Origin of the sequence: Microcoleus sp. F4-D5 (assembly GCF_036704885.1) — a bacterium.
GTDB lineage: Bacteria > Cyanobacteriota > Cyanobacteriia > Cyanobacteriales > Microcoleaceae > Microcoleus.
Window position 1 is genome coordinate 1 of sequence record NZ_JAUBSX010000044.1, and the last position, 25,584, is coordinate 25,584.

At 44.9% G+C, this 25,584-nt stretch carries 25 protein-coding genes, 1 tRNA gene and 3 pseudogenes; 8 read left to right on the top strand and 21 right to left on the bottom strand.

Annotation, left to right across the window (positions count from 1 at the left end; translation table 11 throughout):
- Positions 1–248: 248 nt before the first annotated feature.
- The 8 genes from QUA80_RS19875 to QUA80_RS19910 form a co-directional block, all read right to left on the bottom strand.
- Positions 249–860 carry a Uma2 family endonuclease gene (locus QUA80_RS19875; RefSeq protein WP_333426827.1) on the bottom strand — a complete coding sequence of 204 codons (612 nt, stop codon included), beginning with the start codon at positions 858–860 and terminating at the stop codon, positions 249–251.
- A gap of 181 nt (positions 861–1,041) precedes the next feature.
- Entirely contained in the window at positions 1,042–1,269 is a 228-nt protein-coding gene (locus QUA80_RS19880; protein ID WP_015174956.1) for an indolepyruvate ferredoxin oxidoreductase subunit alpha, read from the bottom strand.
- Between the two features lie 144 nt (positions 1,270–1,413).
- The gene (locus tag QUA80_RS19885) at positions 1,414–2,649 is read right to left on the bottom strand and encodes an ATP phosphoribosyltransferase regulatory subunit (RefSeq protein ID WP_333426828.1); all 1,236 of its coding nucleotides are present in this window, start codon (positions 2,647–2,649) and stop codon (positions 1,414–1,416) included.
- 285 nt (positions 2,650–2,934) lie between these two features.
- A complete protein-coding gene (locus QUA80_RS19890) occupies positions 2,935–3,135 on the bottom strand; it encodes a hypothetical protein (RefSeq protein ID WP_333426829.1) in 201 nt (66 codons plus the stop codon).
- A gap of 84 nt (positions 3,136–3,219) precedes the next feature.
- Positions 3,220–4,146, bottom strand: coding sequence for a tetratricopeptide repeat protein (locus QUA80_RS19895; RefSeq protein WP_333426830.1), 927 nt, complete (start codon positions 4,144–4,146; stop codon positions 3,220–3,222).
- Between the two features lie 101 nt (positions 4,147–4,247).
- The gene (locus QUA80_RS19900; RefSeq protein ID WP_333426831.1) at positions 4,248–5,063 is read right to left on the bottom strand and encodes an inositol monophosphatase family protein; all 816 of its coding nucleotides are present in this window, start codon (positions 5,061–5,063) and stop codon (positions 4,248–4,250) included.
- Positions 5,064–5,323: 260 nt separating this feature from the next.
- Positions 5,324–5,842 carry a thermonuclease family protein gene (locus QUA80_RS19905; protein WP_333426832.1) on the bottom strand — a complete coding sequence of 173 codons (519 nt, stop codon included), beginning with the start codon at positions 5,840–5,842 and terminating at the stop codon, positions 5,324–5,326.
- Between the two features lie 34 nt (positions 5,843–5,876).
- Positions 5,877–6,245, bottom strand: coding sequence for a 2Fe-2S iron-sulfur cluster-binding protein (locus tag QUA80_RS19910; RefSeq protein ID WP_333426833.1), 369 nt, complete (start codon positions 6,243–6,245; stop codon positions 5,877–5,879).
- Positions 6,246–6,459: 214 nt separating this feature from the next.
- On the opposite strand from QUA80_RS19910, the gene QUA80_RS19915 reads away from it, so the two are divergent.
- A tRNA-Ser gene (locus QUA80_RS19915) sits at positions 6,460–6,544 on the top strand.
- Positions 6,545–7,623: 1,079 nt separating this feature from the next.
- Here QUA80_RS19915 and QUA80_RS33875 read toward each other — a convergent pair.
- The 5 genes and pseudogenes from QUA80_RS33875 to QUA80_RS19935 form a co-directional block, all read right to left on the bottom strand.
- On the bottom strand, positions 7,624–7,782 hold the full coding sequence (locus QUA80_RS33875; RefSeq protein WP_445302269.1) for a transposase: 159 nt from the start codon (positions 7,780–7,782) through the stop codon (positions 7,624–7,626).
- Positions 7,710–8,228: pseudogene (locus QUA80_RS19920) on the bottom strand (ISL3 family transposase); the annotation flags it as partial. The gene QUA80_RS33875 and the pseudogene QUA80_RS19920, both read right to left, overlap by 73 nt.
- 95 nt (positions 8,229–8,323) lie before the next feature.
- Positions 8,324–8,479 (bottom strand): hypothetical protein, encoded by a 156-nt coding sequence (locus tag QUA80_RS19925; RefSeq protein WP_333426834.1) that lies wholly within the window; start codon positions 8,477–8,479, stop codon positions 8,324–8,326.
- 367 nt (positions 8,480–8,846) lie between these two features.
- A complete protein-coding gene (locus QUA80_RS19930; RefSeq protein WP_333426835.1) occupies positions 8,847–10,343 on the bottom strand; it encodes a glycosyl hydrolase family 57 in 1,497 nt (498 codons plus the stop codon).
- Between the two features lie 350 nt (positions 10,344–10,693).
- The gene (locus QUA80_RS19935) at positions 10,694–11,017 is read right to left on the bottom strand and encodes a hypothetical protein (protein WP_333426836.1); all 324 of its coding nucleotides are present in this window, start codon (positions 11,015–11,017) and stop codon (positions 10,694–10,696) included.
- A gap of 481 nt (positions 11,018–11,498) precedes the next feature.
- Between QUA80_RS19935 and QUA80_RS33880 the strand changes: the two are divergent.
- Positions 11,499–11,582 (top strand): annotated as a pseudogene (locus QUA80_RS33880) (hypothetical protein); the annotation flags it as partial.
- A 1,287-nt stretch (positions 11,583–12,869) separates the two neighbouring features.
- Here QUA80_RS33880 and QUA80_RS19945 read toward each other — a convergent pair.
- Positions 12,870–13,100: a hypothetical protein gene (locus tag QUA80_RS19945; RefSeq protein ID WP_333426837.1), complete on the bottom strand. Its 231-nt coding sequence runs from the start codon at positions 13,098–13,100 to the stop codon at positions 12,870–12,872.
- 389 nt (positions 13,101–13,489) lie between these two features.
- Between QUA80_RS19945 and QUA80_RS19950 the strand changes: the two genes are divergently transcribed.
- On the top strand, positions 13,490–14,110 hold the full coding sequence (locus QUA80_RS19950) for a M23 family metallopeptidase (protein ID WP_445302268.1): 621 nt from the start codon (positions 13,490–13,492) through the stop codon (positions 14,108–14,110).
- Positions 14,111–14,117: 7 nt separating this feature from the next.
- Here the strand turns inward: QUA80_RS19950 and QUA80_RS19955 are convergent, their stop codons facing one another.
- Together QUA80_RS19955 and ftsH are read right to left on the bottom strand one after the other, a co-directional pair.
- Positions 14,118–14,252: a hypothetical protein gene (locus tag QUA80_RS19955; RefSeq protein ID WP_333426838.1), complete on the bottom strand. Its 135-nt coding sequence runs from the start codon at positions 14,250–14,252 to the stop codon at positions 14,118–14,120.
- A 313-nt stretch (positions 14,253–14,565) separates the two neighbouring features.
- Positions 14,566–16,500 carry an ATP-dependent zinc metalloprotease FtsH gene (gene ftsH / locus QUA80_RS19960; RefSeq protein ID WP_333426839.1) on the bottom strand — a complete coding sequence of 645 codons (1,935 nt, stop codon included), beginning with the start codon at positions 16,498–16,500 and terminating at the stop codon, positions 14,566–14,568.
- A 16-nt stretch (positions 16,501–16,516) separates the two neighbouring features.
- Between ftsH and QUA80_RS19965 the strand changes: the two genes are divergently transcribed.
- Positions 16,517–16,834: a hypothetical protein gene (locus tag QUA80_RS19965; RefSeq protein WP_333426840.1), complete on the top strand. Its 318-nt coding sequence runs from the start codon at positions 16,517–16,519 to the stop codon at positions 16,832–16,834.
- Between the two features lie 109 nt (positions 16,835–16,943).
- Positions 16,944–17,489, top strand: a complete 546-nt coding sequence (locus QUA80_RS19970; protein ID WP_333426841.1) for an NADPH-dependent FMN reductase — start codon at positions 16,944–16,946, stop codon at positions 17,487–17,489.
- Between the two features lie 185 nt (positions 17,490–17,674).
- Here the strand turns inward: QUA80_RS19970 and QUA80_RS19975 are convergent, their stop codons facing one another.
- Complete coding sequence (locus QUA80_RS19975; protein ID WP_190734279.1) at positions 17,675–17,905, bottom strand: hypothetical protein; 231 nt, start codon at positions 17,903–17,905, stop codon at positions 17,675–17,677.
- Between the two features lie 132 nt (positions 17,906–18,037).
- Between QUA80_RS19975 and psb32 the strand changes: the two genes are divergently transcribed.
- Positions 18,038–18,760, top strand: a complete 723-nt coding sequence (gene psb32, locus QUA80_RS19980) for a photosystem II repair protein Psb32 (RefSeq protein ID WP_333426842.1) — start codon at positions 18,038–18,040, stop codon at positions 18,758–18,760.
- A gap of 174 nt (positions 18,761–18,934) precedes the next feature.
- Here psb32 and QUA80_RS19985 read toward each other — a convergent pair whose 3' ends face one another.
- The gene (locus tag QUA80_RS19985; RefSeq protein WP_172189606.1) at positions 18,935–19,318 is read right to left on the bottom strand and encodes a DUF4346 domain-containing protein; all 384 of its coding nucleotides are present in this window, start codon (positions 19,316–19,318) and stop codon (positions 18,935–18,937) included.
- A gap of 337 nt (positions 19,319–19,655) precedes the next feature.
- Between QUA80_RS19985 and dcm the strand changes: the two genes are divergently transcribed.
- On the top strand, positions 19,656–20,693 hold the full coding sequence (dcm, locus tag QUA80_RS19990; RefSeq protein ID WP_333426843.1) for a DNA (cytosine-5-)-methyltransferase: 1,038 nt from the start codon (positions 19,656–19,658) through the stop codon (positions 20,691–20,693).
- Between the two features lie 391 nt (positions 20,694–21,084).
- On the opposite strand, the gene QUA80_RS19995 is transcribed toward dcm, so the two are convergent.
- The 3 genes and pseudogenes from QUA80_RS19995 to QUA80_RS20005 form a co-directional block, all read right to left on the bottom strand.
- Positions 21,085–21,495, bottom strand: coding sequence for a hypothetical protein (locus QUA80_RS19995; RefSeq protein WP_333426844.1), 411 nt, complete (start codon positions 21,493–21,495; stop codon positions 21,085–21,087).
- 267 nt (positions 21,496–21,762) lie between these two features.
- On the bottom strand, positions 21,763–23,571 hold the full coding sequence (locus QUA80_RS20000; RefSeq protein ID WP_333426845.1) for an aspartate kinase: 1,809 nt from the start codon (positions 23,569–23,571) through the stop codon (positions 21,763–21,765).
- A 293-nt stretch (positions 23,572–23,864) separates the two neighbouring features.
- Positions 23,865–24,629, bottom strand: a pseudogene (locus tag QUA80_RS20005) (Uma2 family endonuclease).
- A 110-nt stretch (positions 24,630–24,739) separates the two neighbouring features.
- Here QUA80_RS20005 and QUA80_RS20010 point away from each other — a divergent pair.
- Entirely contained in the window at positions 24,740–25,399 is a 660-nt protein-coding gene (locus QUA80_RS20010) for an HAD family hydrolase (protein WP_333426846.1), read from the top strand.
- Positions 25,400–25,584 lie beyond the last annotated feature (185 nt).

The following is a 25,584-nucleotide window of genomic DNA, read 5'->3' on the forward strand; positions in this document are numbered from 1 at the left end:
GGTTTTTGGCTGGCATTTTTGTAGAGATTGACTAAACTTAATTTTTATTATACCCTATTTAAAGGTACAACAGCTTATGCTAACAAAACTTCACATCTCTTGCCATTAAAGCCGTCCTGTAAGGACGGGGCTTTAGACCCAAGTTCTTGGTAAAGTGCGATTAAGAGCGGGATAGCTACGCTTCACGGGCTTTTTTTAAATTGTGGAACAGGCATCTTCCCTTTCAATACTGGCTTTTCTGGAGATGTCTATGGATTTGACATTCCTGTAGCTGTTTGCAAAACAGTTCTATAAGCAATAACAGCTTCTGTTTGGTTAACATATCCTACATATTGACTCAATACAAAAAAGTCTAACTCCGGCAAAAATTCACTGCTCGAAATTAACTCATAATCAGACTCCCGCAAGTGGTAAATAGAAAATTGATCGTTAGCCCAAAACCAGACTTCAGGAACTTGCAAACCGCGATACACTTCTAGTTTGTCAACTCCACCGCTAGTTAGAGCAATTTCGATCGCAATATCAGGGATTTCTGCAAGTGCACCCAAGCAGTAACACTCATCCGGTTCGGCACCCCGTCTCACAGCTTCGCGGCGAAATGTAGCACTTCCGTAACCGTTGAGATTAATTAGCCTTTCAACTGCATAGGTTTCTATCAACCGGGCAATAATTGTTTTAAGCCTTTCATGTTCTGGCGAAGTCGTCATAATAATTTCTAACGTTCCTTCCAAGTAGATCATCCTGGGGAATTCATCGACAAACATATCAGAAAGTTGCTCGTATTGCTCCCAAGTCACATCATATAGAATTATGCGCTGTTCAGCCGCTGGATCGAGAGTTTTTGGATCTAAAAGTAGCATAACTAATTACCTGCAATTAAGATATATCAACGTTAGATTTTTTCGTTCTTTCTCAACTTCTTCTCTGTGTCTTCTGCGGTCTCTGCGGTTCGTTAAAAAAGTTCCTATATAAATTTAACCAACCGCGAAGACGCTTGTGACACAAAGGAAGAGAAGAGAAGGGGAAAAAGAGTTAATTCAATCAAGAGGGAGTTTGCTGCAACTCAGGTCGTTCATCGGGAACGATCGCACCTTCGACAGGACACACCTGCAAACAAATACCGCAGTCAATACAGGTATCAAAATCAATCCAAAACCAATCAGTACCCTTGACATTTTTGCCGGGGCCGGGGTGAATACAAGCAACCGGACAAGCGCCAACGCAATCAGCAACTCCCTCGCAAATATTCGTAACAATAGTGTGTGCCATAGTGTTCTCTCAAAAGATTTTAGTTAGATAGGGAATTAGCAATTAGCAATTGGCAAAACCTTCTCTAAATCAGCAGGATACATAATATCATATCTGGTGATTTTTAACCAATTACCAACTACCAATTACCCATTGCCAATTAGGCTAATTTACCGTTTCAATTGTTGGCAATCCTTCGGCATTTACCCAAGCAATTTGAGCAATTCGTCGATCGCGCGCGTATTCCCGCGCCGCCTCTTCCGTCTCCCGACTCTCCAAATCTATTTCTACCCGAACTAGGTGAGTAGAGTCTCGGAGTTTGCGAGCGTAAGCAAACGCGGCGGCACTAGCTTCAGGAGTTTGAGCCACAACCAACCAGTCGCTAGCTGGCGTCTGGCTGGGCAATTGCCCCTCTGTCAGCAAAACTTGGTGCAAATCTTCAATATTCAGACAAAACCCGATGCCGGGGGAATTTTGCCCTTGGGGATCGAACAGTCCCAACAGTTGGTCGTAGCGTCCCCCTTGTCCTAAAACTCGCTGTCCTGTCTTGCTGCTGCTGACAACTTCAAACACAATGCCAGTGTAGTAGTCAAATGTTTGAATTAAACTCAAATCGAGGTGAATGTGAGATTTGAGATGGGGAATTTTTGACTGGCATTGGTGCAGCAATTCGATCGCCGATTTGAGATTGTTTAACGCGGATTGCTGCGGCAAATCTAAATCCAGCTTGGCAACAATTGGCAACACCTCTTCGGGGCGGCCGCGCAAGTCAAATAATAGCAGAGCTCTTTCTCGCAATTCGGTTGACAGCGGCAAAGTTTCCAAGGTAATTCGATCGAGATTGGCGATCGCCCCCCGAACTTTTTGGCGCACGTTTGGCGGAAACGGTTCCAGCAATCTTGCAGTCAAGCCCGCTTCTCCCAAAACCAAATGCCACTCATCAATTTCCAAGCTCTGCAAGCACTCAGACAGCAGCAGCAGCACTTCTGCATCCGCAACCGTCCCCCCCGCGCCGAGCAGTTCTACCCCAGCTTGATAGAACTCCTGTTGCCCGCCTGAGCCAGTATCTGGGCCTTTGCGGAACACGTTAGCGTTGTAGTAGAGGCGAAACGGCTGCCAGCGAGTCCCGGCCATCCGCATCGCAGCCGCGCGGGCGATAGATGCTGTCAATTCCGGCCGCAAACCCAGTTCTCCATCCTCGGCGTCTTGCAGTTGAATTAAGGTCGATCGGTCGATCGCGCCCCCAGCCATCAATGTCTCCAGCCTTTCTAGAGTAGAGGTAATAATCCGGTGATAGCCCCAGCGGTGAAAAACCTGCTGTAAGCGCCGTTCGATCGAAATTTTTTGAGCAACGTCAAGGGGCAATAAATCTCTTGCACCGGATGGGGGTTGGTGAACCATATCAATTTTAGATTTTAGACTTTAGATTTTAGATTGGGCCCAGAAGCTTAGCTTTATGGACGGTGGTAAAGTCGAAGAAGGCAAGCTTAATCTTCGACTTTAACAAATTAAGGTGTCATATCAATTTTAGATTTTAGATTTTAGATTGGGGTTAGAAGCTTAGCTTTAGGGGACGCTGTTAAAGTCAAAGAAGGCAAGCTTAACCTTCGATTTTAACAAATTAAGGTGTCATATCAATTTTAGATTTTAGATTTTAGATTTTAGATTGGGGTTAGAAGCTTAGCTTTAGGGAACGCTGTTAAAGTCGAAGAAGGCAAGCTTAACCTTCGACTTTAACAAATTAAGGTCTAATATCGTTTTCGTTTGCATCGGAACAATCATTTTCCCCGTCAGTGCGATCGTCCCGCTCTTTCTGGAGCATCCGCGATCGCGGGACGATCGCACTGACGGTATAATTCCGACTGCGATCCGATGCGATATCACCAACTCTTGATTCTTTTGAGCGAGCTCACTCCACTGCTGAGCTATTCAACACTTTCTAACTATTCCAGACTCACAATTCACAACTTCTCACTTCTTCTTCCCGCCAAACAAACTTGCAAAAAATCCTGGTTTATCGTCACCTTTTTTGGCTTTTGCGGAAACTTGTTCCAGCTTTTTCTTGACCTCCAAAGCTGTCGGTTCTTCAGGATTTGATGCCAAAGCTTTGTTCATCTCAAGTTTCGCCATTGTGGCTTGATTTTGTTCAAGGTAACACATTGCTAACAAAGCGTGGGCGTGGCTGTGTTTCGGATCGCGCTTCAGGCCTTCTTTCAATTCTAAAATTGCTTTGGCGTAACTTTTGCTGTCCATGAATCCTTGAGCTCGGCGGCAATAGGCTTCCGCCGCCGAGACTTCGGGTTTGGGCGGAGGCGGCGGTGGAGTTGCGGTGGCTGGGGTCGCTGCTGCTGCTGTTTTTTCTGTGCTAGGGGTTACAGCTTTTGGGGGTGAAATGGGTGGAACCCCAACACCACCACCAAGGCGCTCTTTTCGCAGCAGGTAAACCATATTGAGTTCGCTAATTCGATCGATCGCCTCTTGCGTTTCCTTAACCGATTCGTACTGCTTGAGAGCGAGTTTGTTAACTGCTATTTTGTAAGCTTCTTCCCAATTTTTAGCGGTAGCTAACTGTTTGGCTGCTTCGCTTTCAATTTGCATTTTCGCCTGTTCTTTAACGACGCGCTTGGCTATGGCTGCTAATAGCAGGCTGTATTCTTTGCGATCGCTTTCCTTAGAGAATTTGTTGTAGGCCGGATTGACTACTTTTGACAAAAATTGGTTGGCCCAATCTTTATCTGCTTGGTCTTCAAAAGAGCAAGTATCCGAATGCAAGCGGCGGGCGATTTTCATGTAGCGCTTGCGGATGTCGTTAAACTCGGCGTCTAAGGGAATTCCCAAAATTGCGTGCTGATCGGTAAAGTCATACTTGAACAGCCCTTTTGTCATTTCAAAAGACATAACTTTTACTCTTCCTTTCCTGGCTTTTCACTATTCTTTAATGTAGCTTGAGTCAAGGGGTTGTCACCCCCGTACTACCCCCGATCCTTGGCTGCGGGGCGCTACTTCCAAGAAGATAAGGGAGGAACGGCTAGCAGTGCACCGCTGAGTTCGGCGTGGATTCTGCCGTTTGTGGCCAAAATCCGACCCGAGTTCATCTCAAAGGCACTGCCGTCATAAGCTGTAATTTGACCTCCGGCTTCGGAGACGATGAGTACACCGGCGGCTACGTCCCAAGGGGAGAGTCCCCGTTCCCAGTATCCGTCCGATCGCCCCATCGCCAGGTGTGCGAGGTCTAGGGATGCCGAACCGCTGCGCCGCACGCCTTGGGTGAGGTGGGTGAGGTGACAGAATTCGGCATAATTATTGTCTGCTGTTTCGCGCCGATCGTATGCAAAGCCAGTGACTAGCAAGCTGGTTCTCAATTCTGAGATTTGGGAAACTTGGATGGGCGAACGGTTGCAGGTTGCTCCCAATCCCTTGCCTGCCCGAAACAATTCGTTATGAAAAGGGTCGTAAATTACTCCAATTTGTGGTGCCCCGTCGATTAACAGCCCGATCGACACGGCCCAAAAAGGATATTGGTGAGCATAATTGGTTGTGCCGTCCAAAGGGTCGATCGCCCACAGGTATTTGCTGCTGGCATCCCCTAATTTGCCGGATTCTTCGGCGAGGATGCCGTGGTCGGGTACGTGGCGGCCGAGAATTTCTAAAATGACGGCTTCTGAGGCTTTGTCGGCTTCTGTGACTAAATCGCCCGATCGACCTTTTTCTTGAATTTTTTCTAATTTTCCGCAGAAAGATTTCAGGACGGAACCCGCGGCTAGGGCTGCTTCGGTGGCTATTTCTAAGAAGTTTTGCAGTTGATTATCAGTCATTTGTTAGTTGTTAGTTGTTAGTTGTCAGTTGTCAGTTGTCAGTTGTCAGTTGTCAGTTGTCAGTTGTTAGTTGTCAACAGTCAACAATTCCCAACTGACCGAAAGCATCCACGATACAAGCCCCCGGATTCATTCCGAAAGCACACTCAGGACCCAGAAATAAAAAACCTGTACCCGATAAAACTTGCCGAACGTATTTATCTCGCGCAAGTCAATGCTTCAATCTAAAATCTAAAATCTAAAATCGCGCAATCGATTGACTATTTCTGATTTTGCTGGCGAAATTCTGCGGGAGTTTGGCGCAAAGGTCGTTCTGGATTCCACAGGCCTTTACCCATGAGTCTGGCCCATTCTTGAGCGTTGATGAGTCGCTGTTGGTATTTGGTGTTGGGCGACGATCGCACTGAGGCCAGGACATAACCTTCTTTGAGTAGCTGTTCGTTGAGCAAAATTTTATCTTGCCACAAGTAGGCTAGTTTGCGATCGAACTGGTCTTTGTCTTCGATGTCTGATTCTAACAATACCTGTTTTCCCCCAATTAGCTGTTCTAGTCTTTGTTTGGCTGCTTCTCCCCAAGGCTGCTGTTTTAAATCCGGCGCATCAATACCAATCAGCCTGATTTGTTCTAATAACGCTATTTTGTCGGCTGTACTGATAACTTCGATTGTTTGGCCGCTGATGGCCCTTTCTACTTTGGCGATCGTACCTTGGGGCATTTCTGGTTTTTGGCAGCTAGCTAGCAACAGACAAAGGGCGATCGCACATAATCGATAAAGCATGGATAATTGGTAGTTGATTATTTATCAAATTGCCTCACTCTTCATCCAACGGCAAACCGGCTTTAACTTTACCTTTGCCGAAGTAGCGGCCGAATTGCAGTTCGTACACTTCGTCTTCGTCTTGCGTCTCTACCTCGATGTTGGAACGGGGATAGCTGACGCACAGCAGGGCATAACCTTCTTTTTGCAGTTCCACAGAAAGCCCCATTGCTTCTGGCTGGTACAGTTCCCCCGACTTGACGCGCACCGCACAGGCGGTACAAGCGCCGTTGCGGCAGGAAAATGGCAATTCTACTCCTTGGTTTTCGGCGCTTTGGAGGATGTAGCGGTCTTCGGGTACTCGCACGGTGTGGCGATCGCCTGTCTGTCTGTTATGAATTTTAATTGTGTAGGAGCGAGTCATGGAATTTTAGATTTTAGATTTTAGATTTTAGATTGGGGTTTGGCGGGCAAAATCCTTTAGATGAATAGGTTTGCGACACAGGGAGGAGAACCCGAGCCCGCTCGTTTAACACCCTACCCACATTAAACAGCAAATTTATGCCGTTACCCCTTCCCAAATCAGATTTGTTCTGCTAAGATAGCTTAGCCGTGGCTAAATGAATTCATTTAGCCTTGGAGAGGTGGCCGAGCGGTTGAAGGCGCAGCACTGGAAATGCTGTTTAGGGCAACTTAACGAGGGTTCGAATCCCTCCCTCTCCGTTAAACAAGCTGTTCAGGAAAAAAAACAGCTTGCCAAAAAAAATCTCTGATATGAGGTGAGAGTCAATCTGGGTATTTCTAGCCCTACCTCTGTCGGCTCAGTTTCGAGCGTCGCCGTTCTCCCCTCCCCTGAGAACGCAGCATGAGAGTTTCCAACTCACTGCGCTCAAACCTAACTTAACGCCTTTTGAGACTGGGTTTGAGTTTTGGAATGTACCTGTTTGTGACAAGCTAGATCGACGTGCTGTAGGTTGTACTCGTCGTCAGTACCCCCTTTAGCAACAGGTACTATAGCAATCCTAAATCAATTACAAAAATCTTGGGATTCACTAATCCTGATTAACTTGGTATTAATTGAGAGTTTTTAGAAAAAAAGCCATACATATCTAGCTTCGGAAAATCAAAAGTCTGACAATGAGTTACAAGCATGAATAGTTTTTTAACAAGTGAGAAAGATTTACATAGATACCAATTTGAGCTGAGAAATCTTTTGGCAGACCAGCCAAATATCTGCTACAGGGTTTTGTTCTGGTGCATTAGGCGCAAATAATTCACATACGATCGGCAATTCAGATTTTAAAAAATCTTGATTAACCAGATTAAGATAATCTCGCATTTCTCCGTATTTATGATAACTGTCCCCTCCCAAAATATTAAAATTATAGCCCCTTTATTTAGACTTTGGAGGTATTTTACAAACAAAACTGTATTCTTTGAATTTCCGAGTTAATGTTTTCTCATAAAAAAAAATCTTGTGTTTGATAGTTTAGGGCATCAAAATATGTTTGCCTTTCTCTCTGATTTGTCGTCGGGATTTCTATTCTTTTATTAGTCTTTACCAAACATATCCAAAAACATCGCCCCACAGAAAATGACATTCATCAATCATATACACCACAAGCTTTCCCGCCTGCCTCTATGTCTTCTCGGTTTTATTTGAGTATTCTGTTGATTTATATCTTCTTTATTTCTACTAATTTATCGTTTTTTTATTTTTTTTTTGTTGATGACAGCTAATCTTGGCTCGATCGAGCAATGTATAATAACTTTGATTGTTCTCCCGAAATTATTATGTAAAACTAACTGGCAAAATGCCAATGTAAGAAGCTAATCAGCCTAAAATTTTCAAAATTTCTAAACCCATAAGCTTTTCTTTTGATGAGTTTTAATTTATGATTAATTCCTTCGACAACTCCTTGGGTAGTCCCCCGATCGAAGTAGGCAACAATTTCTCCAATCCACCGAATAATTGTCCCACAGCTTTTTGGAAAAATGAACGGGCGTCTTTTAACCAATCTCTTAAATTAAGTAATCCTTCTACCCAATCTTCGTTGGAGTCAAAAATTTGTCTGAACTCTTCTTTTATTTGAGACATTTCTCCTAATTGAGGAGCGACTTTTTTGACTGATTCTAACTTTGATTTTTCCCGGTCTCTGAGGTCGCATTCATTTTTTAGGAGGATATATTTCCTTTTTGGAATTCCGGAGAGTATTCGCGATTTTTCCGATTGATTTTTTAAGGCTTCAGCGGATTTATTAAGCTGTTTTCTGGCTTCATCTAATTCTTCATTTACTTGTTTCATAACATAAAATCTGTCGGCCACAACTTCGGCTTGGAGCATTAAAGCTTCGGAGACGTTGTTATAAGGCTTCCACATATCTTTGCTGACCTCTTCTATTTGACTTAAAACTTCTTCTCCCCAAGCTTATAGGTATTTTTTGATTTCCGATTGAGTTCGGTTTTCGAGCATTCCTACTATAATTTTTTGAGCGATATCTACTAAAACCACATAATATTTTTTTGTCCATTAAAGAGAGAAATTTCATCTATTCCCAGCCTTTTTAATCCGGTGGGTTTTCCTCGAATCAATTCTTTTCCCCATTCCCGGAGCATCGTTTCTATTTCTTGTTCGCTGACTCCATTTCTTTGAGCCACGTTTTTTAGATCGCTTTCTAATAATTATGACCAAACCTTTTTTTAAAACCTTTCTGTATAAGTTATAGTTTATAGTTTTTTTAACAACTTCTAAGTCCTCACTAATTTTTTTTGGCAATTTTCACACCTCATTTGACGGCGATTTACTTGTAAATATACTTTTTGTTATCCCCAAGCCAAATCTCTTGACTTCTGTAGCTAAAGATTTACAATGGATACTGTTTTTTATCGAGTTTTCTCTAAAATGCGAGGCAATCAGCGAATATACGGTCGAGATTAAATCCGGGGGCACTAGAATTATTTGTTTGTAAAATTTGGAAAAGTTCGCAGTTGCGTTTTTTCGCCACACCGCAACTGCGAACTTTTTTTAGTTCATTAAAGCAGCGCCGCAGTTGTAAAGTTCGCGCGCGTAATCAGTCCAAGTTCCCTGTCCCCAATAGCGGAAACAGCTTGTTTGCAACAACAAGTTGTAAAGCAAAGCTTGCTGGTATTCAAACTGCTTGGTAACGGTGGCATCTTGCTGCAACAGCGGATCGTATTTTTTGTGAAATGCAGCGCTGAGTAGATTCATCGGTTCCAAGACATTTTCGTAGCCTTTGACCCAACTCAAATCGTTAGTCCAAGAAGCACCATCCATGTGAAAATTATGGTCTGTTTGCTTGAGTTGGTCGATCGCACTTTCGACTTTTTCCGGTGTCGCACTATCAGGATCGACTAGCTGCCAGATTTTGTGCTGGTTAATCCCCTGACAAATCGGATAATCTTCAGGATTAACGCCCGCCGCCTCAATTATCTCCAAATATTCAGTGCCGTTTAAACCAACAACACCGAATTTCCCTCCGCCTTGTTCGCGGTTTTCGTGCCAAGCTTTGACAAAAGCGCTGGGAAATTCATTCATCATCACGCCGCCATTTTCCCCGTCGGCAATCTGAGTAACTAAAGAAGGAACTGTGACACTACCTATTTGCTGTTTGTTGCGTCCTTTTGCTTCGTAATAAGGCTGCATTTGACCGACCAATTTCGTATCCGAACCTTGGGTTTTAATCAAAGCAGTAATACTGATTGTTTCGCCGCGAGAATTGCGGGCAACTAAACGGTTGGGAATATATTTTTGGTCTTGCGACAATCCCGAACCGTCGGGATTTTCTACAGAATGTTCCTGCACCATCAGCCAGCGGTAGCCGCATTCTTTCAAAGCTTTGATATATTCGTACAGTGTATCTGGGTGATTGGGAAAGTGCATTTCTGGGGGCGAAAAACCTTTGACGCGCTTCAGGGCATCAAAGCCAAAAATGGCTGCAAAATGATGTTGCCATGCTTGAATTTGGAGTTTGATGTCGGGAATTGGAGTTGAGGGAATGACGGCGTGACTCCACATTGTCCCCAGCCATTCTACGTGAGGTTGATATTGAGGTTCGCAGGTGATGCGCTTGAGATTGTTGAAGATATCATCGCGCCCCATTTGGCGCAATCCCCACAATAAATTGCCCGAATAGTCGAGCATAATTCGCGGGTTGCAACCTTCAGCAATCAGTTGAGGAATAAATTCTCCCATGCGGGAATAGCACCAAGCAAACACTCCGGCATTGTGGTTATCTCCTTGGTTGGGATGTTCAAGCATATGCTGGAGATTGCTGATTAGTTCGCCGTTTGCACCCGCAGGAATTGTCGGTTGGTGCATATGCAGGGCGCAGGCGAATCCGGCTTGAATGTTTTCGAGGCGCAGATTAGTGGTAGGTAGAAAGACAGGTTCGTTGCTATTGGCTGCGGCACTGATTTCTGCTTCGGAGCCGCAAATATTGGGCAATCCTGAATTGATTTCTTGTAAAATGGGAAAATTGGGAGATTGTGCGATCGCAGACATAAATTTTTCTCAAGAATTGTGGAGCGGCACGGTCTGCTATGGCTAAGATAGCTAGATACTTTAACAGTAGCAGATGATGTCTGCCAAAGATAAATTTCACAAGATAAGTCCGGGAGGGTGAAAGCCGCAAATCCTCGGTAAAATGTTTAATACCAATTTAATATGAAGCTGCATAGAATAAAGCCTCAAGAATGAAATTGTAAGAAGATAGCAAAATGATTGGTTCAGGGGTGATTTGTTCCAGAACTTGGTTAACTTGCTCACGCAATTGGAGAAGTGTTTCAAACACTTCTCCCTTGAATTGTTGTTTAATAAATTGCCACACCCGTTCAATCGGATTGAGTTCCGGGCTATGGGCCCGTTGACACAGGGGAATCAAGTTGTCGGGCCATTCTTTGAGCGCTGGTCACATGAGCTCCGGCTCGCTCGAGTTGAATTAGTGCGATGTCATCTCCGAGCTGATGTGAGAGGGCATCAATAAATTGCTGAAATTGTTCAGTATTGAGTCGATCGTATTCTTGACAAAAATGCCAGCTACTCAAGGGTTCGACCACACGCCCAGAGCCAACAATTTTCGCGTTTCCACAACCGATGGGGCGATCGGTTTCACCCCAAACGCCATAATTACTTTCCCTGTTTCGGTTTTGAGTCCCAAGCAGGTCTCGTCTTGACATAAATAACGCAACCGTTGTCCCTTGCCAAACAAGCATTGATAGGTCAACAATGCCAGGGTAAACGCATTTTAACTTCAACCCAAAATATGCTACAGTTATATCCGACTAATTTTCTATGTAGTTTATGAGTGGTATCAATGGCAAGAGGTTTTAGTAAAAGTGTAAGTTCCCAACAAAAACAAACAGATTAATTGCCTTAAATGAAGAATTTAAAACCATTTTTTTAGAGCATTTCGATAACTTGAAATACCCAAAAATAGAAAGAAGTAAATAACATTTGCTCAAAGATATTATCGCGATTGCGATTCTAGCTGTCATCAGTGGTGCAGAGGGAGGGGGGGAGCATCTCATATTTGTAAAAACACTTCTTCTGGCTCCTGACTTCTTCCTTCTGACTCTTTTCTCCTGGCTCCTGACTCCTGACTCCTAACTCTTGTTTCTAGCTTGGCTGCTTTCATTGAGATGCTCCCGAGGGGTGGCAATAGAAGCCTATGGTAACGCCAAATATGAATGGTTAAAAAGCTTTCTAGAATTACCGAATGGTATACCATCTCATGACACGTTTAGTCGATTAGTTGCCAGAATTGAACCGCAGCAGTTTCAAGAATGTTTTTGAGTTGGGTAAATGCGATAGTCGGGGCATTAGAACTAAACGCTATCGCCCTTCATTGATGGGAAAATAATGAAACAATCTTGTGACCGAAATGACCAACAAAAAGCTACATATAGTGACTGCTTGGTCTTTATATCATCAATTAGTTTTACAGCAAAAAAAGTTCATAAAAAATCTAACGTTCTGACAGCACTACCGGAATTAATAGAAATGCTATAAATTGGCGTAAGTCTAATAACTATAGATTCTAGGGGATGTCAAAAAGACATAATAGCTCCGATCGTCAAGAAAAAAATAGATTACATTTTAGCTTTAAAAGTGAATCAAAAACTCCTGCACAAAGCCGTAAAATAATGGTTTTAAATTGCCCCAAAAAACCGATTATTTAGGCAAAAACTACAATTATTGTGAACGAGTAGAAGCGGCACATCATCGAGTGGAAAAAAGACAAGTATGGAGTGTTGATGTACAGCCGATTCCACGTTTATGAAGGACACCCGCCTATCGATATCCCGCCGTAGGGACTTAGGCACTCGCCGTGTCCCTACTTCATAAACCTGGAATACGCTGTATCTGATTTACCACAAGTGCATAATCAAGCATTATGGAGTGGATGAAAAACAGTTGTCATGATAGTTAGTGAACGACGGCTGTGAAATAAAACCACGACTGAAACTCGTTTTTATACCATTTCTCTAAAATCGTGCAACACTCTTCGACCCCCCTAGCCGCCCCGCTGCATTGCGGGGGGAACAAGAATACTGTTATTTCGTTGAAAATTGGTATTACTTGAGTAGTTTAAGCAGTAATGCTGAGAGAATTGCCGATTCGATCCGCAGTCATTGGGGCATTTAAAATAGCTTACATTGGACGCGCTTATCTTACATTTTGTGAAGATGAAAGCCGGATTCGGAAACAGAACTCTCCCGAAAATTTTGCACTTCTACGTCGATTAGCTATAAATTTACCGAAATAAGAAAAAACTTCCGGCACAAAGTCTAAGATTGAAACGGTATCGAGGGGCAATGGACAATAATTATGTAGTTAAAATTTTAAACTCTGCCAATTAATACTCGAAATATAATAGCAATCTAAGAAGAAAAATTATCCGGCTTTAAGAAGTTCAGAAAATCTTAAGGTTATGATTTTATCTGCTCAAGTCGGGTTATAGTTAAGAGTCTTAAGAATATTTTTTTAGTTATTTGCTAATGCACAAAACCACGTTTTTGTCAACCTAATTTAGATGCGTTTACCCTGGTCGTCTGGGTTGTCCTTGTAACCGTACTTGCCTATTCCCAGACACTTAGGCTTGCCGTTAAGCGATTTACCGTCCAACTGTTCCCAGAGGGCGTTGTGGCGCTTGGGAAAGCGCAAGGCAACGGAACCTTTGTCGGAATACACGGTTACATCCCACGGTTGGGGACGCTTGTCAGATCTCGTGTGTTTTGCTGCAAAGTGTTGGTTTGTCAAGGTTTAAAATTTTCTAGACTGTTTCTAGATTATTGCTCTAGTCTCTATTTCTAGAAGTAGCCGCCTGCTTTTCAAAACAGTACAACCATCATTCATAACACGCAGCTTGATGTTTGTTATGAATTTGAGATGTTGGATGACATCCAAAATCCCCGAACTAACTATAGTGTCAAGCAAAAGCTCGATCGAATTCAACCGCAGCAGGAATTCCGCTGGAAAATTATTTTCCGTTTCCGACAGCATTTAACCCGAAGCCTTGACAGCGGCTCTGTATGCAGTAAGATACACGTTGGCCAACTCATTCGCTAGTGGGTAGAGCTCAGAGGCAATCTTGCAGCGAAGTGGCACAACAGACAAGGCACCCTTGCAAATCCATTCAACTTTGAGGAATGAAAAAAAACGTGCAAGACTCTACAAGCCCGCTGGCGGCAAAACGCTTAATGCGTTCCAAATCGATGCTGCTGGTGGCAGCTTCCATCGGCCTTGGTTTACTTGGTATGGGATGGCGGCAGGATTTCGTCCGGGCTCAGCAAACTTCAGCCCGTCAAGTAGCCACGGGCAATTTGTGGCAAGAAGCTTCTTTTCCAGTAGAAAATTTTGAAGCCTACAGTTCCGCCTTCGGCCCCCGCGGCGGCGATTTTCATTACGGTTTGGACTTGGCGGCCCCGGAAGGCAGCTATATCCGCAATTGGTGGGGCGGGCAAATTGTGGAAGTTTGGGAAGACGGCAGGTGTGGCACTGGTATGGTGGTGCGATCGGGAGATTGGGAACACATCTACTGTCACCTCAGAGGTCGGGTGGAAACCGCTAACGGCGGGCGTTATTATATCGATCGCGAAGGTGGCCTGCAAATTTGGCAGGGTCAAATTGTGCCGGCCGGTGCGAGAATTGCCAGAGTTGGGATGACCGGCCGCACGACAGGCCCTCACTTGCACTGGGGATTGAAGTACGGCGGCCGCTGGGTAGACCCAGCTTTGGTACTCCGAGAAATGTACTCCCAGCAATCTTAATCGGTCATTAGTCAGCAGCCATCCCTCTTTTGTCACTTTCGGTAGAAAGTTTTCTGGAACTGTTGATTTGTAAGGCTTTCGCGTTGCGACCCCAAAATAGTTGAGTCTGGCTAAAATCCAAACAGCGCCAGGCGAAAGCCATTCGATCTCCCCGAGGTGACAAAAGAGGGGTCATATCGTTTCCGGTTGCACTTCTTATGATCGTTCGGAGACCGCCAGAGCAAGAGTGTCCCTACCGCAATTAATTGTAGGGACACTCTTGCTCTGGCAGTGTGCTGACTGTAGGTAATATTAATTTCGATGCTACCGGAGTTGATATCATTAGTGATTAGTTAGCAGTCATTTTTCTTGGTTTGTAGTAAGAAATAAAGTCCTTCTTTTTTCGAGAATCAGGAATAAAGTCCTCACTACAAACTTGAATAACTAATGACTAATGGCCGATGACTGATGACTCTTTACGTTGGGGCCAACTCTTTTTTGGTCAACTCGGTGTACCGAGCGACAATTTGGCGGAATTCGTCGCCGTCGATCGTTTCTTCATCCAACAGCGCTTCGACAAGTTTGTCTACCAAAGCGCGGTTTTCGCGGATAATCCGGCGAGCTTCTTCGTAGCAGTGAAAGGCGATTTCCCGGACTTGCCGATCGATCTTGATTGCCATTTCTTCGGAATACTCGGATCGCGAATTCCAGTTTTGACCCAAAAACACCTCATTGTTAGGACTTTCCAGAGCCACAGGCCCCAAATCGGACATTCCGTAAAGTGTTACCATCTCCCTGGCGAGACTGCTAACTTTTCTGAGATCGCTGCTGGCACCGGTGTCGATTTCAGCATCGCCATAAACTTCTGCTTCCGCCGCCCGTCCCCCCAAAGCTACTGTAATCCGGTTTAACAACAAAGCCCGACTCCTCAAACCTTCGCTGTCGAGCATTTCGTCGTCGAGCACAAAGCTCGTAAAGCCTTCTACCCCGCCGGAACGGGGAATAATCGTTACTTTTTCAACTGGATCGGCATTTTTGAGCATTGTCGCGACTAGGGCGTGTCCGACTTCGTGGTATGCTGTCATCCACTTTTTCTTGCTGTCGAGCAGGGGGTTGAGGGTGAGCCCGATCGTGATCCGGTCGATCGCGTCGTTAACTTCTAAGTTACTAATAGTGTCTTTGCGACGCCTCGCGGTGAGAATGGCTGCTTCGTTGAGCAAGTTTGCCAAGTCGGCACCGGAAAAGCCGGGAGTGCGGCGGGCGATCGTGTCTAGGGCAACTTCTGGGTCGAGTTTTTTGTTGCGCGCGTGAACTTGCAAAATCCCCAAACGCCCTTTGTAGCTGGGTAAATCTACCGTTACTTGGCGATCGAACCTGCCGGGCCGCAGCAGGGCGGTATCGAGCACGTCGGGGCGGTTGGTAGCTGCAATGATAATCACGCCGCTGTTCCCCTCAAACCCGTCCATTTCTGTCAGCAACTGGTTGAGAGTTTGTTCGCGTTCGTCGTTGCCGCCGCCGATACCGGCGCCGCGCTGCCTTCCTACGGCGTCTATTTCGTCGATGAAGACGATGCAGGGGGAATTTTCTTTAGCTTTGCGGAACAAGTCGCGGACGCGGGAAGCGCCGACTCCGACGAACATTTCTACAAATTCGGAACCGGAGATGCTGAAGAAGGGGACGCCTGCTTCGCCTGCGATGGCTTTTGCCAGCATTGTTTTGCCGGTTCCCGGAGGTCCGATTAACAGAACTCCTCTGGGAATTTTCGCGCCGATGGCGTTGAAGCGTTCGGGTTTTTTGAGGAAAGTTACGACTTCTTGCAGTTCTTCTTTAGCTTCTTCGATGCCTGCTACGTCGTCGAACATCACGCCGGTTTTGGCTTCCATTTGGAAACGTGCTCTGGATTTGCCGAAGTTCATGGCATTTCCTTGAGATTGGGTCGATCGGCGCATGATTGCCATCAACACTGCCAACACCGCAAAAATCACTAGCAAGTTTACTACTAAACTGACTGCCGCTGCGTTGTCGGGTGTTTGTTTGACTTCAAAGTCAATCTTTTTGGCACGGATTTGCGAGTACAGTTCTCGGTTGTTGTAGTCGAACAGGGTAACTGATTGGGCCCGATCGCTTTTTTGATCTTTTAGCCTAACTTTGGCAGTTCTTTGAGTTTCGTCTATTTCGATTTTACTGACTTGCCCTTTTTCTATGTTGTCGATCAGTTGGCTGTAACTCATGCTGGTTGGCGTGCTCTCGGCAAAAACCGGGGTCGAGAGCAATATTCCTTGAGAAATCACCAAACTGCCCAGGATGCGCCAAAGATTCCGTCCTGGAATTGATTTTTTAGGATTCTGGCTCGATTTGTCTTTGTTTACAGCGAGATGCCCCAGCCATGCGTGTTGCCAAGAATTTTTCATATTGCTTTGCCCAAGGTTGAAGACTGCCAAGATTGACCGTTTTTGGTTTGCTACCTTTATTTATTTTAACAAGAGGGCGGGTGTTGAATGGGTTTATCTCTCGCTGGCATCTGAAGAAACGCCTCAAGAAGGGGGTTTTGAATCCACTGCTCCTCAAGAAACCGGGTTTTTCCCCAAATCTGTCGGTTATAACGAAGGATTTTGGTCAAAAAACCCGGTTTCTCGGCCCGTTCTTGAACTTACGCACTGCGACTCAGAAACCGGGTTTTTCCCCAAATCTGTGGCTTTGACAAAGAATTTTGGCAAAAACCCGGTTTCTCGGCCGCGTCCGTAAATCTAAAATCTCAAATCCAAAATCTCAAATCGATTGACAGTTGCCGATCGAACTTGCTATCTTATTCATAGTCGTAATGAGTACGCTTTAGTTGCGGTTTTTGAGTTTTATGGTAAAAATTGTCGGCATTGGCGGAAGTTTGCGGGCTGGCTCCTACAGCCAGTTAGCGTTGAAGGTAGCAGCAGAACGGGCGCAGGCCTTGGGCGCTGAAGTTGAAATATTCGATTTGCGATCGCTTAATCTGCCCTTTTGCGACGGAGAGAATGATTATCATAAGTTTCCTGATGTGGAAAAGCTGCAGAATGCGGTTAAGGAAGCCGACGGGTTGATTTTGGCAACGCCGGAGTATCACGGCAGCGTCAGCGGTGCTCTCAAGAATGCCCTGGATTTGATGAGTTTTGAGCATTTGGACGGGAAAGTTGCGGGTGCCATTAGCGTTTTGGGAGGGCAAGTTAACAGCAACGCACTCAACGATTTGCGAACCATTTTGAGATGGGTGCACGCTTGGGTAATTCCCGAACAAATTGCGATCGGACAAGCTTGGAAAGCTTTTAGTCCCGACGGTAAATTGTTGGATGAAAAACTGTCTGAAAGGTTCGACGAATTTGCTCGGAGTTTAGTAGAAAATACGCGGAAATTGCGAGGAATTTCTTAGCAGACGGCTTGCTTTCGCCAGTAGTCATCGGTAATGGGTAATTGGGAATTGGGAATTGGTAGTAATTAACCAATAACCAATAACTCATGACTATTGGTAACGGGCAAGGAGTAATTTGTATTGGTTATTGGCAATTGGTAATTTGTAGCAACCAACTAATGATTGCTGACTGCTGACTGCTGACTTCAAAATGGCATATCGATCATGTCTCCGAAAGGATGGGGTACGTCGATCGCCATTCTTCCGGGTTTTGACTCATATTTGTCTATCCACTTTTTGGCCAATTCCAAAGCTTCCTCCTCAGTCTTGGCATTTTGGACGGCGACGTGGCGGTTGCCGCGGCTATCCCAAACCTCAACGTAGAAGACTTTCTGAGATTGAATAATCCAACCTTTATAAGTGTCTGCTGGTTCCATAGTGAGAATCCTAAAATAATCGGGCGGGGAGTTCGAGTGGCGAGCTAATTGTAAATATTGCCCTGTGTAAAATGAATTTTACGGGGGTTTCTATAGTATTTTTGGAAAAAAGTCAGTTTTACGGTTAACCTCATGACTAGACTCCTGAAGCAATTATTTAATTGGAGAAAATATCTCCAACCTTTGGCGGCGGCGATCGCGATCGCCCTAATCGCATCCCAGATGGCGGTATTGCCGGCATTGGCGACGGGCGTGTACGAAATGCCGCTGTTGTCGGCGGGCGATCGTACTTGGGTGTTCGACAAAGGCGACGTACTCAGCCGCAGCAGCGAAAGCAATATCAGCAGCGTGCTCGACAATCTGGAAAACAAAACAGGGAAACAAGTCAGGTTTGTCACCATCCACCGCTTAGACTACGGCGAAACGACTGCCACTTTCACAGACCAACTGTTTGAACAGTGGTTTCCCGAAAAAGAAGACCAGACTAATCAAATTTTACTCGTTCTCGACACTGTTACCAACAACGCGGCAATCCGCACCGGCGAAGGGGTTAAGTCCCTGCTAACCGATGAAATTGCCCAGAGTGTAGCTGGGGAAACCGTGCAAGTGCCGCTGCGGGAAGGCAATAAATACAACGAGGCATTTGCGGCTGCAAGTACGCGCATTGCAACTGTTTTGTCGGGCGAACCCGATCCGGGTCCTCCTGAAGTTGTTGACAACATTCAAGTTGAAGGCACGTTTAAAAAAGCTGAAGAAACAGACCAAGGCAATGCCACAGTTGTTGTGGTTGTGCTGTTGGTATTGGCGACAGTGATTCCGATGGTGACTTATTTCTGGTATCAAGGTTTTTCGTGATCGGTTGCTGTCTGATGCAATAGACTTGCATTGCATAAATCTTTAATAGATCGACCGCAGATGACAGGCTGATACACACAGATGAACGCGGATAATTTCAAGAATCACGATTGCCTGAATGCAATGCCACTCTAGTAAGTTGCCGTTTTGTCAATAAATTCTGGCAGGGCTGCACTAATCTTGAACGTATTCTCGATCGCTCAACAATGCAATTTCTGCCCGCACAAATTCCCGTCCCAGATAAGCCGCGTGATCCAACATTGTCACCGGACTGGGGCGGGTTTCTTCTAGGATTTTGACACAAAGTTCTTTAGCGGTTCTGCCGGTAAAAAGTGTGGCCTGAGTGCGTTCTACTTTGCCGCGGGCGGGGATGGGTTTACCAGTTTCGGGATCGACGGCCAGGCCTCGATCGTCGATGATGTTGGTGAAATGTTTGGCACAAATTAAGCTGGTTTCGCGATCGAGATAGATGATGAAGTAGCCGCCTGGATCGAGATCGAGGTGGCGTTTGGATAGCTTGTCATCAATTGCAGTGAGGTTTTCCAAGGTTTGACTCATGGTTGGTAAAAGAAAGTAGACAATAGCTGTAATTTTTGGTGCTATTTCTAGTTTAGTCGGCTGCGGGACAAGTTTGGGACATTGGTTGGTTGAATGGGGGGAAAGTTTGGGCGATCGACAATTCCTGCAATTTGCCGATCGCTCCTATGCTACAGTCGATCGGGCTCTACAGAGAAATTGATGAGTGAACTTAAGACGCGATCGCTGTTATATCCTCGACTTTTTCAAGAAGTCGGGGATCTGAGCATTCGGTTTTTTTAGCGGCTGCTCACTTATCTATGATGCAAAATCGGTTATTATTGTATAGATGATTTGTTTGTGTTAAAGCTGAGCCAAAATGAAATTTATAGATTTGTTTTCAGGAATAGGAGGTTTCAGACAAGGGTTTGAAAAAATCGGCTTTAAATGCGTTTTTTCCTGCGAAATTAACAGCAAATGCCGAGAAGTTTACACGCAGAACTTCGGTGAGGTTCCTTTTGGAGATATCAGTAAAATCAATCCCGTCGAGTTAGAAGACTTTGATGTTTTAGTCGCCGGGTTTCCGTGCCAACCTTTTAGCATCTGCGGCAAAAAGCTGGGTTTTGAAGATACTAGAGGTACGCTATTTTTCGATATTTGTAAAATCATCAAAATCAAGCAGCCTAAAGTTATCGTTCTCGAAAATGTCAAGCACTTAATCCATCACGACAAGGGAAATACCTTAAAAGTAATTATTGCCAGTCTTGAAGATTTGGGATACAGCGTGAATTACAAAATGCTGAATGCTAAAGACTTTGGAATTCCTCAACATCGTGAAAGAATATTTATTATTGGAACTCAAGGCAAACCCTTCAATTTTTCTCGACTTAAAAGCAAGTTTACTCCGCAACTCAGGGAATTTCTAGACGAGACAGGGGATTTTGAAATATTGGACAAGTCAGAGTATACTTTAATTGATTATCCGAGAAAGCAAGATTCGGGACTTTTGTTTGTAGGTTACAGAAATAAAGGTACTTGGAAAACAGGCGTGAGGCCGAATACAGAACATTTATCGAGAGTTCACAGACAGCCTAATCGCATTTATTCGGTAGATGGAGTGCATCCGACAATTCCTTCGCAAGAAACATCTGGCAGGTTTTTTATCTACATTCCCGAGCAAGATATGGTGAGAAAGTTGACGCTGAAGGAATGTTACCGTCTTATGGGTTTTCCTGAAGATTTTAAAAGTTATCCTAGTGCGGGGGAAAGTTACAAGCAAATTGGGAATTCGGTTTGTGTACCGGTGGTGGAGGCGATCGCCCAAGAAATATTAAGTCAAAATTTATTGTCAAATGAGCCAAATGAACCACAAAGAAAAACTGAAGAATATATACAGCTTGTCCTTTTAAATTGCTGATATCAACTTGACGAAGATTCCCATACAATTCGAGATTGTCTTGCTAACAAAAGTGCAAGCTCATCAGCCCTTGGACGGTTATCTTCACGATAGGGCAAGCCTATAATACTCCCATGAGATGAAGAGTCACGTACTACATTTAGACCTAGTTCTCGAATTTTCCCTAAATCCAGGCTAGCAACTCCTTCACAATTTCTCAATGCACTCAAAGATTGCTCTATGGAAAAATTGACAGAAATACCCTGTTCGTTTATATTTTTCCGCAAATAGTAGGCGTCCGATTTGACGATCGATCTATCCCGATCTATCCATCCTTTTCGGAGAACTCGGTAAACAAGTGTACGACCCGGTAATGTTTCAAACTCTGACGCACTCCCTGAAGATGGTTCTCTCATATTTTGTTAAACCACTGCAACCAGTAAACTAATGTTGATGATGAAGCGATATCTTCGACCGCATTTTCATTTTTTGCATGGTGATAAATGTCAACTGGTTGCTCCGCACTGAATGGACAAAATAGGCGAACTGTACGCTCTGGTTCTAAGCTGGCCCAATCTAGTGTAATACTCCCTCTGTCATCTGTACCTGTAGAGCATTTGGGAAAACTGTTTCCCATGCTATCGTATGCCTCAACAACTAATTTCATCGCTGTCCTGAAAGCATATTCAGTAGGTCTTAAAATTCCGTACTCATCCTCTTCTTCTAAATCTAAAAGCTCGATCAGACGTTCAACAGTGATTCGGAAATTCAATAAACCGCTATTGCTACTGCTATCAGTAATCTGTTCCTTTGCTACAGTCATAAGATTCAATCCCTTTTAGCCGATCGCCAGTTTCATTTTAACACAGCCTCATGCTGTGAAATTTGCACTCAAAACTCCGATCGCTGACGGTCGATCGATATTTGTATGAACACGGGATTACCGTGTCCAAATCCGAATATATTTGTAGGGATACAGCACTGCTGTGTCCGCGATATTTGCAAGGACACGGCACTGCCGTGTCCCTACCGAAAACTGCAATACAAGCACCGATCGGACGCAATCTTAATTCCCGACTGCAAACAAGTATTAGGCGGGAACTTGGATTTTTTCGGTGCCGGCAAGTTCAAAGGCTGCGTGTATTGCCTTCAAAGCAGTTACACCTTGTTCCTCATCCACAACGCAGCTAATTTTAATCTCGGAAGTGGCAATCATTTGAATGTTGATTTGCTGGCGAGAAAGCGCTTCAAACATTTTTGCCGCTACTCCCGGATGCGCTACCATCCCGGAACCGACAACGCTAACTTTGGCAATTTGTGTATCGACTGCTACTTCGCCCCATCCAAATTCGGGGGCGGCTTTTTCGAGGGCGTTTTTAGCAGCTTCGGCGTCAATTTGTGCTACGGTAAATGCAATGTCGCGAGTTAATATGCCGTCGATATTGTGGCAGCGCTGCGACTGAATAATTGTATCTACGCTGATATTTTCCTGGGCTAAAAGTCCGAACAGTTTTGCGGCTACTCCGGGTCGATCGGGCAATTGGCGAATTGCTAGACGCGCTTGGTTGAGATCCAACGCAACGGCGCGGACTGCGGGCGGTTTTTGGGATGGTGAACGCAGCCCAATAGGGGAGTTGGCCACATCAAATGCTTTGCAGAGTTCGCCAACAGCCCGATCGCAATCTTCGGCATCGATCGCACAACTAACTTTTACCTCGGAAGTGGAAATCATTTGAATGTTAATTCCCGCATCCGCTAAAGTCTTAAACATCTGCGCGGCTACCCTCGGACGACCGATCATTCCCGCACCCGCAATGCTAACTTTAGCTATTGGCCGCTCTTCTGCTTTCACTTCCGGTTCTCCCAATTCTGGGCGAGAATTCTTGCCGAGGGCGGGTACGATCGCATCTGCAACCGCGACAGCTTGATTCAGCGAATTTCTCGTCACTGTGAAGGCAATATCGTTAGTATTTCCTTCATGAATTGACTGGATAATTAAATCAACATCGAGGTTTTGCTGCGCGATCGCACCAAACAACCGCGCTGCTACGCCGGGGCGATCGGGCAAACGCAGCAGCGATACCCCCGCCTGATCTAAGTCAAATTCCACCGCATCCACCGCTTTTGCGAGCTCCAAGCCCTCCAAAGGCCGGGGTTGTGGGGGTGGGGACACTACCCGCGTACCGGGGGCGTCACTCCAGCTAGAAAGCACTACCAGGGGCACGCCGTAATTCTTGGCAATTTCTACCGCGCGCGGGTGGAGGACTTTTGCGCCCAAACTCGCCAATTCCAGCATTTCGTCGCAAGTGATTTCGTCCATCAATTGCGCGTCGGCAACCAAGCGCGGATCTGTAGTCAGAATTCCGGGCACGTCGGTATAAATTTCGCACCTGTCGGCCCGCAGCGCTGCTGCGAGGGCCACTGCTGTCGTGTCGGAACCGCCGCGCCCCAAGGTGGTAATTTCCAATTCTCCGGCATCGGCGATGCCTTGGAAACCCGCAACCACAACGACTTTACCGTTTTTTAACTGACTCTGAAGCCGATTGGGATCGATCCGCAAAATCCGGGCGCGGGTGTGGGCGGCTTCGGTGACAATGCCGACTTGGGCGCCGGTGAGGGAAATTGCGGGCTGTCCCATTTCCTGCAATGCCATGCTTAAAAGTGCGATCGAGACTTGTTCCCCAGTGGAAAGCAACATATCCATTTCCCGCTTGTTGGGATTTGCGGAAATTTCCTTGGCGAGTTTAACTAAACCGTCGGTGGTTTTGCCCATCGCCGAAAGTACGACAACCAGAGAGTTGCCAAGCTGTGCTGTTTTTACAACTCGTCGGGCTACTTCCAGAATGCGATCGACTGTGCCAACCGAGGTTCCGCCATATTTCTGAACAATTAGTGCCATAGGACTTACACGAAAAGTGATGCAATACTTAAGTTAATATACGCAAATTTTTGATAATAACCGATGAATGTTTATATCGTTTCTGAGGAGGCTGCTAGGCGATCGGGTTGTTACAGCACATGATATTCCTAGGCAAACTGAATTGCCGTGTCTCTACCGGAATCGGCGACTTATGCGAATTTAGATTTTGGCTTGAAGGATTGAATAATTGCGAATGACTTATGAATAACCCAACCCCGATAATCATCAGTCATCCCCAATCTAAAATCTAAAATCTAAAATCTAAAATCGAATTACTCGCCTTCTAACTCTCGCAAACGCGCTTCCAAAGCTTGAATTCGCAATTCAGCTTCTATGCGCCGTTGTCGTTCTCGTTCTGCCACTAATTCGGCTTGTTCGGCTCGTTCCTCAGCGGCCGGCACCAAATTCCCCTCAGCATCCCACCAGCGCAGCCAAGGCAGCTCTATGCCCTGATAAATCCCTTGCCAAATGCCTAATTCCAATCCCATTGGCTCGATTTGGTAATGTCCGCGCTGATTTTCCGGCAGTAACTCAAATCTATCTTCTACCAAATGATACACTTCAACTTGTGCCTTTTTGACTTCATAAATGCCGTAAAAAGCAGGTCTAATTATCCGCTCGTAAATCCAGAATTTCCCCTGGCGAGGAGTCCTATCTCTTTCTTCACTGCCATCGCCAGAAACAAATTCAAGTACAATTAGAGGCGGCATTAATTCCTGCCACATTACATAGCAGCAGCGAAGATTTCCGTCAAGAGTTGGCGGCACGTCGGGCACGTAAAACCAATTAGGTGCTTCGGCTCATCTTTCTGGCGGTTCCGGGGGCTGGGCCACTCGCCAATAAATACCGGAATCTTGACCGATGCAGTATTGTCCGTCGGGATGAATTTGGTCTAAAATGGGTCGAACAGACGTTGTTAACAGGATGCTTTGAGGATGTTCTTGAAAGTTTTTCACAAAAGTACCGTCGGAGTCTGGTAATTGAGTGTGGTCGGGGAAATCTGTTGCTATAATTTCTGGTTTTTCGGTGACACTCATGTTGACCTCTTGAATGTTGAAAAATTATACTTATAATTGGGAAATGAGAGATTAATAATGTTATTATAACATGGAAAATCTGCGGCTGCTAAAAATAATTTTTAAGAAAAATGAGTCAGTACAAGTTAATTATTTTTGACTTCGACGGCACTTTGGCAATTACTCACAAAGCTATTGTATTTTGCTTTACCAAAACTTTTGAAAGTTTCAATATTACCCCGCCTGCTGCTGATACTATTATAGGTACGATCGGCATCAATTTACCAAATAGTTTTAAAATCCTCCATCCGGCGATCGAGGAAAGCGCAATTCCTGAATGGGTGGAAACTTACCGCTCTTATTATCGGACGGAAGGTGAAAAGCAGGTAGAGTTATTTACCGGGACAAAGCAAGTCTTGCAGTTGGCGCGCCAGTCTGGATTGAGCCGGGGAGTTTTCAGCAACAAACACGTTAATTTTATTAATGTATTACTAAATTATTTGAGTATTCACAGTTTTTTTGATTTGATATTAGGTGACAACGGAGAAATAATTATGAAACCAAACCCGGCTGTTTTTCACTCGATTATTAAACCGCTGTTCCCGGAGTTGGATAACAGTCAAATTTTAATGGTTGGCGATACAGCGATTGATTTGCTGTTTGCTAAAAACGCTGGGATAGATGTTTGTTGGGCGGCTTACGGATATGGCGATCGCGCTGAGTGTCTAGCCCTAGAACCGACTTTCGCGATCGACGATATTTCAGAACTTGCTGTGTTCGTTCACAATTAATTTTTCCTAGACTTTTTTCAGAAAAATTTAAATTTTTTAATTAAAAATTAATAAAAAAATATTTAACTATAGCCAAATGCTAGAATTTTTAATTCACTCGCAAAAATAAAGACGCCAACCTGCAAGCAGCATAAACTCGGCTAAGTAAACCATCCCAAAGATAGAGTTATCGCTGGACAAGCTAT

Excerpts from the sequence above, each read along its gene's own strand:
- QUA80_RS19885 (WP_333426828.1), bottom strand. The coding sequence starts at position 2,649 with ATGGTTCACCAACCCCCATCCGGTGCAAGAGATTTATTGCCCCTTGAC.
- QUA80_RS19970 (WP_333426841.1), top strand. The coding sequence starts at position 16,944 with ATGGTAAAAATTGTCGGCATTGGCGGAAGTTTGCGGGCTGGCTCCTAC.
- psb32 (WP_333426842.1), top strand. The coding sequence starts at position 18,038 with ATGACTAGACTCCTGAAGCAATTATTTAATTGGAGAAAATATCTCCAA.
- QUA80_RS19905 (WP_333426832.1), bottom strand. The coding sequence starts at position 5,842 with ATGCTTTATCGATTATGTGCGATCGCCCTTTGTCTGTTGCTAGCTAGC.
- QUA80_RS19880 (WP_015174956.1), bottom strand. The coding sequence starts at position 1,269 with ATGGCACACACTATTGTTACGAATATTTGCGAGGGAGTTGCTGATTGC.
- QUA80_RS19930 (WP_333426835.1), bottom strand. The coding sequence starts at position 10,343 with ATGTCTGCGATCGCACAATCTCCCAATTTTCCCATTTTACAAGAAATC.
- QUA80_RS19955 (WP_333426838.1), bottom strand. The coding sequence starts at position 14,252 with ATGGCTTTCGCCTGGCGCTGTTTGGATTTTAGCCAGACTCAACTATTT.
- QUA80_RS20010 (WP_333426846.1), top strand. The coding sequence starts at position 24,740 with ATGAGTCAGTACAAGTTAATTATTTTTGACTTCGACGGCACTTTGGCA.
- QUA80_RS19875 (WP_333426827.1), bottom strand. The coding sequence starts at position 860 with ATGCTACTTTTAGATCCAAAAACTCTCGATCCAGCGGCTGAACAGCGC.
- QUA80_RS19900 (WP_333426831.1), bottom strand. The coding sequence starts at position 5,063 with ATGACTGATAATCAACTGCAAAACTTCTTAGAAATAGCCACCGAAGCA.
- QUA80_RS19895 (WP_333426830.1), bottom strand. The coding sequence starts at position 4,146 with ATGTCTTTTGAAATGACAAAAGGGCTGTTCAAGTATGACTTTACCGAT.
- QUA80_RS19985 (WP_172189606.1), bottom strand. The coding sequence starts at position 19,318 with ATGAGTCAAACCTTGGAAAACCTCACTGCAATTGATGACAAGCTATCC.
- ftsH (WP_333426839.1), bottom strand. The coding sequence starts at position 16,500 with ATGAAAAATTCTTGGCAACACGCATGGCTGGGGCATCTCGCTGTAAAC.
- QUA80_RS19935 (WP_333426836.1), bottom strand. The coding sequence starts at position 11,017 with ATGTCAAGACGAGACCTGCTTGGGACTCAAAACCGAAACAGGGAAAGT.
- QUA80_RS19910 (WP_333426833.1), bottom strand. The coding sequence starts at position 6,245 with ATGACTCGCTCCTACACAATTAAAATTCATAACAGACAGACAGGCGAT.
- QUA80_RS20000 (WP_333426845.1), bottom strand. The coding sequence starts at position 23,571 with ATGGCACTAATTGTTCAGAAATATGGCGGAACCTCGGTTGGCACAGTC.
- QUA80_RS19995 (WP_333426844.1), bottom strand. The coding sequence starts at position 21,495 with ATGACTGTAGCAAAGGAACAGATTACTGATAGCAGTAGCAATAGCGGT.
- QUA80_RS19950 (WP_445302268.1), top strand. The coding sequence starts at position 13,490 with ATGAAAAAAAACGTGCAAGACTCTACAAGCCCGCTGGCGGCAAAACGC.
- dcm (WP_333426843.1), top strand. The coding sequence starts at position 19,656 with ATGAAATTTATAGATTTGTTTTCAGGAATAGGAGGTTTCAGACAAGGG.
- QUA80_RS19975 (WP_190734279.1), bottom strand. The coding sequence starts at position 17,905 with ATGGAACCAGCAGACACTTATAAAGGTTGGATTATTCAATCTCAGAAA.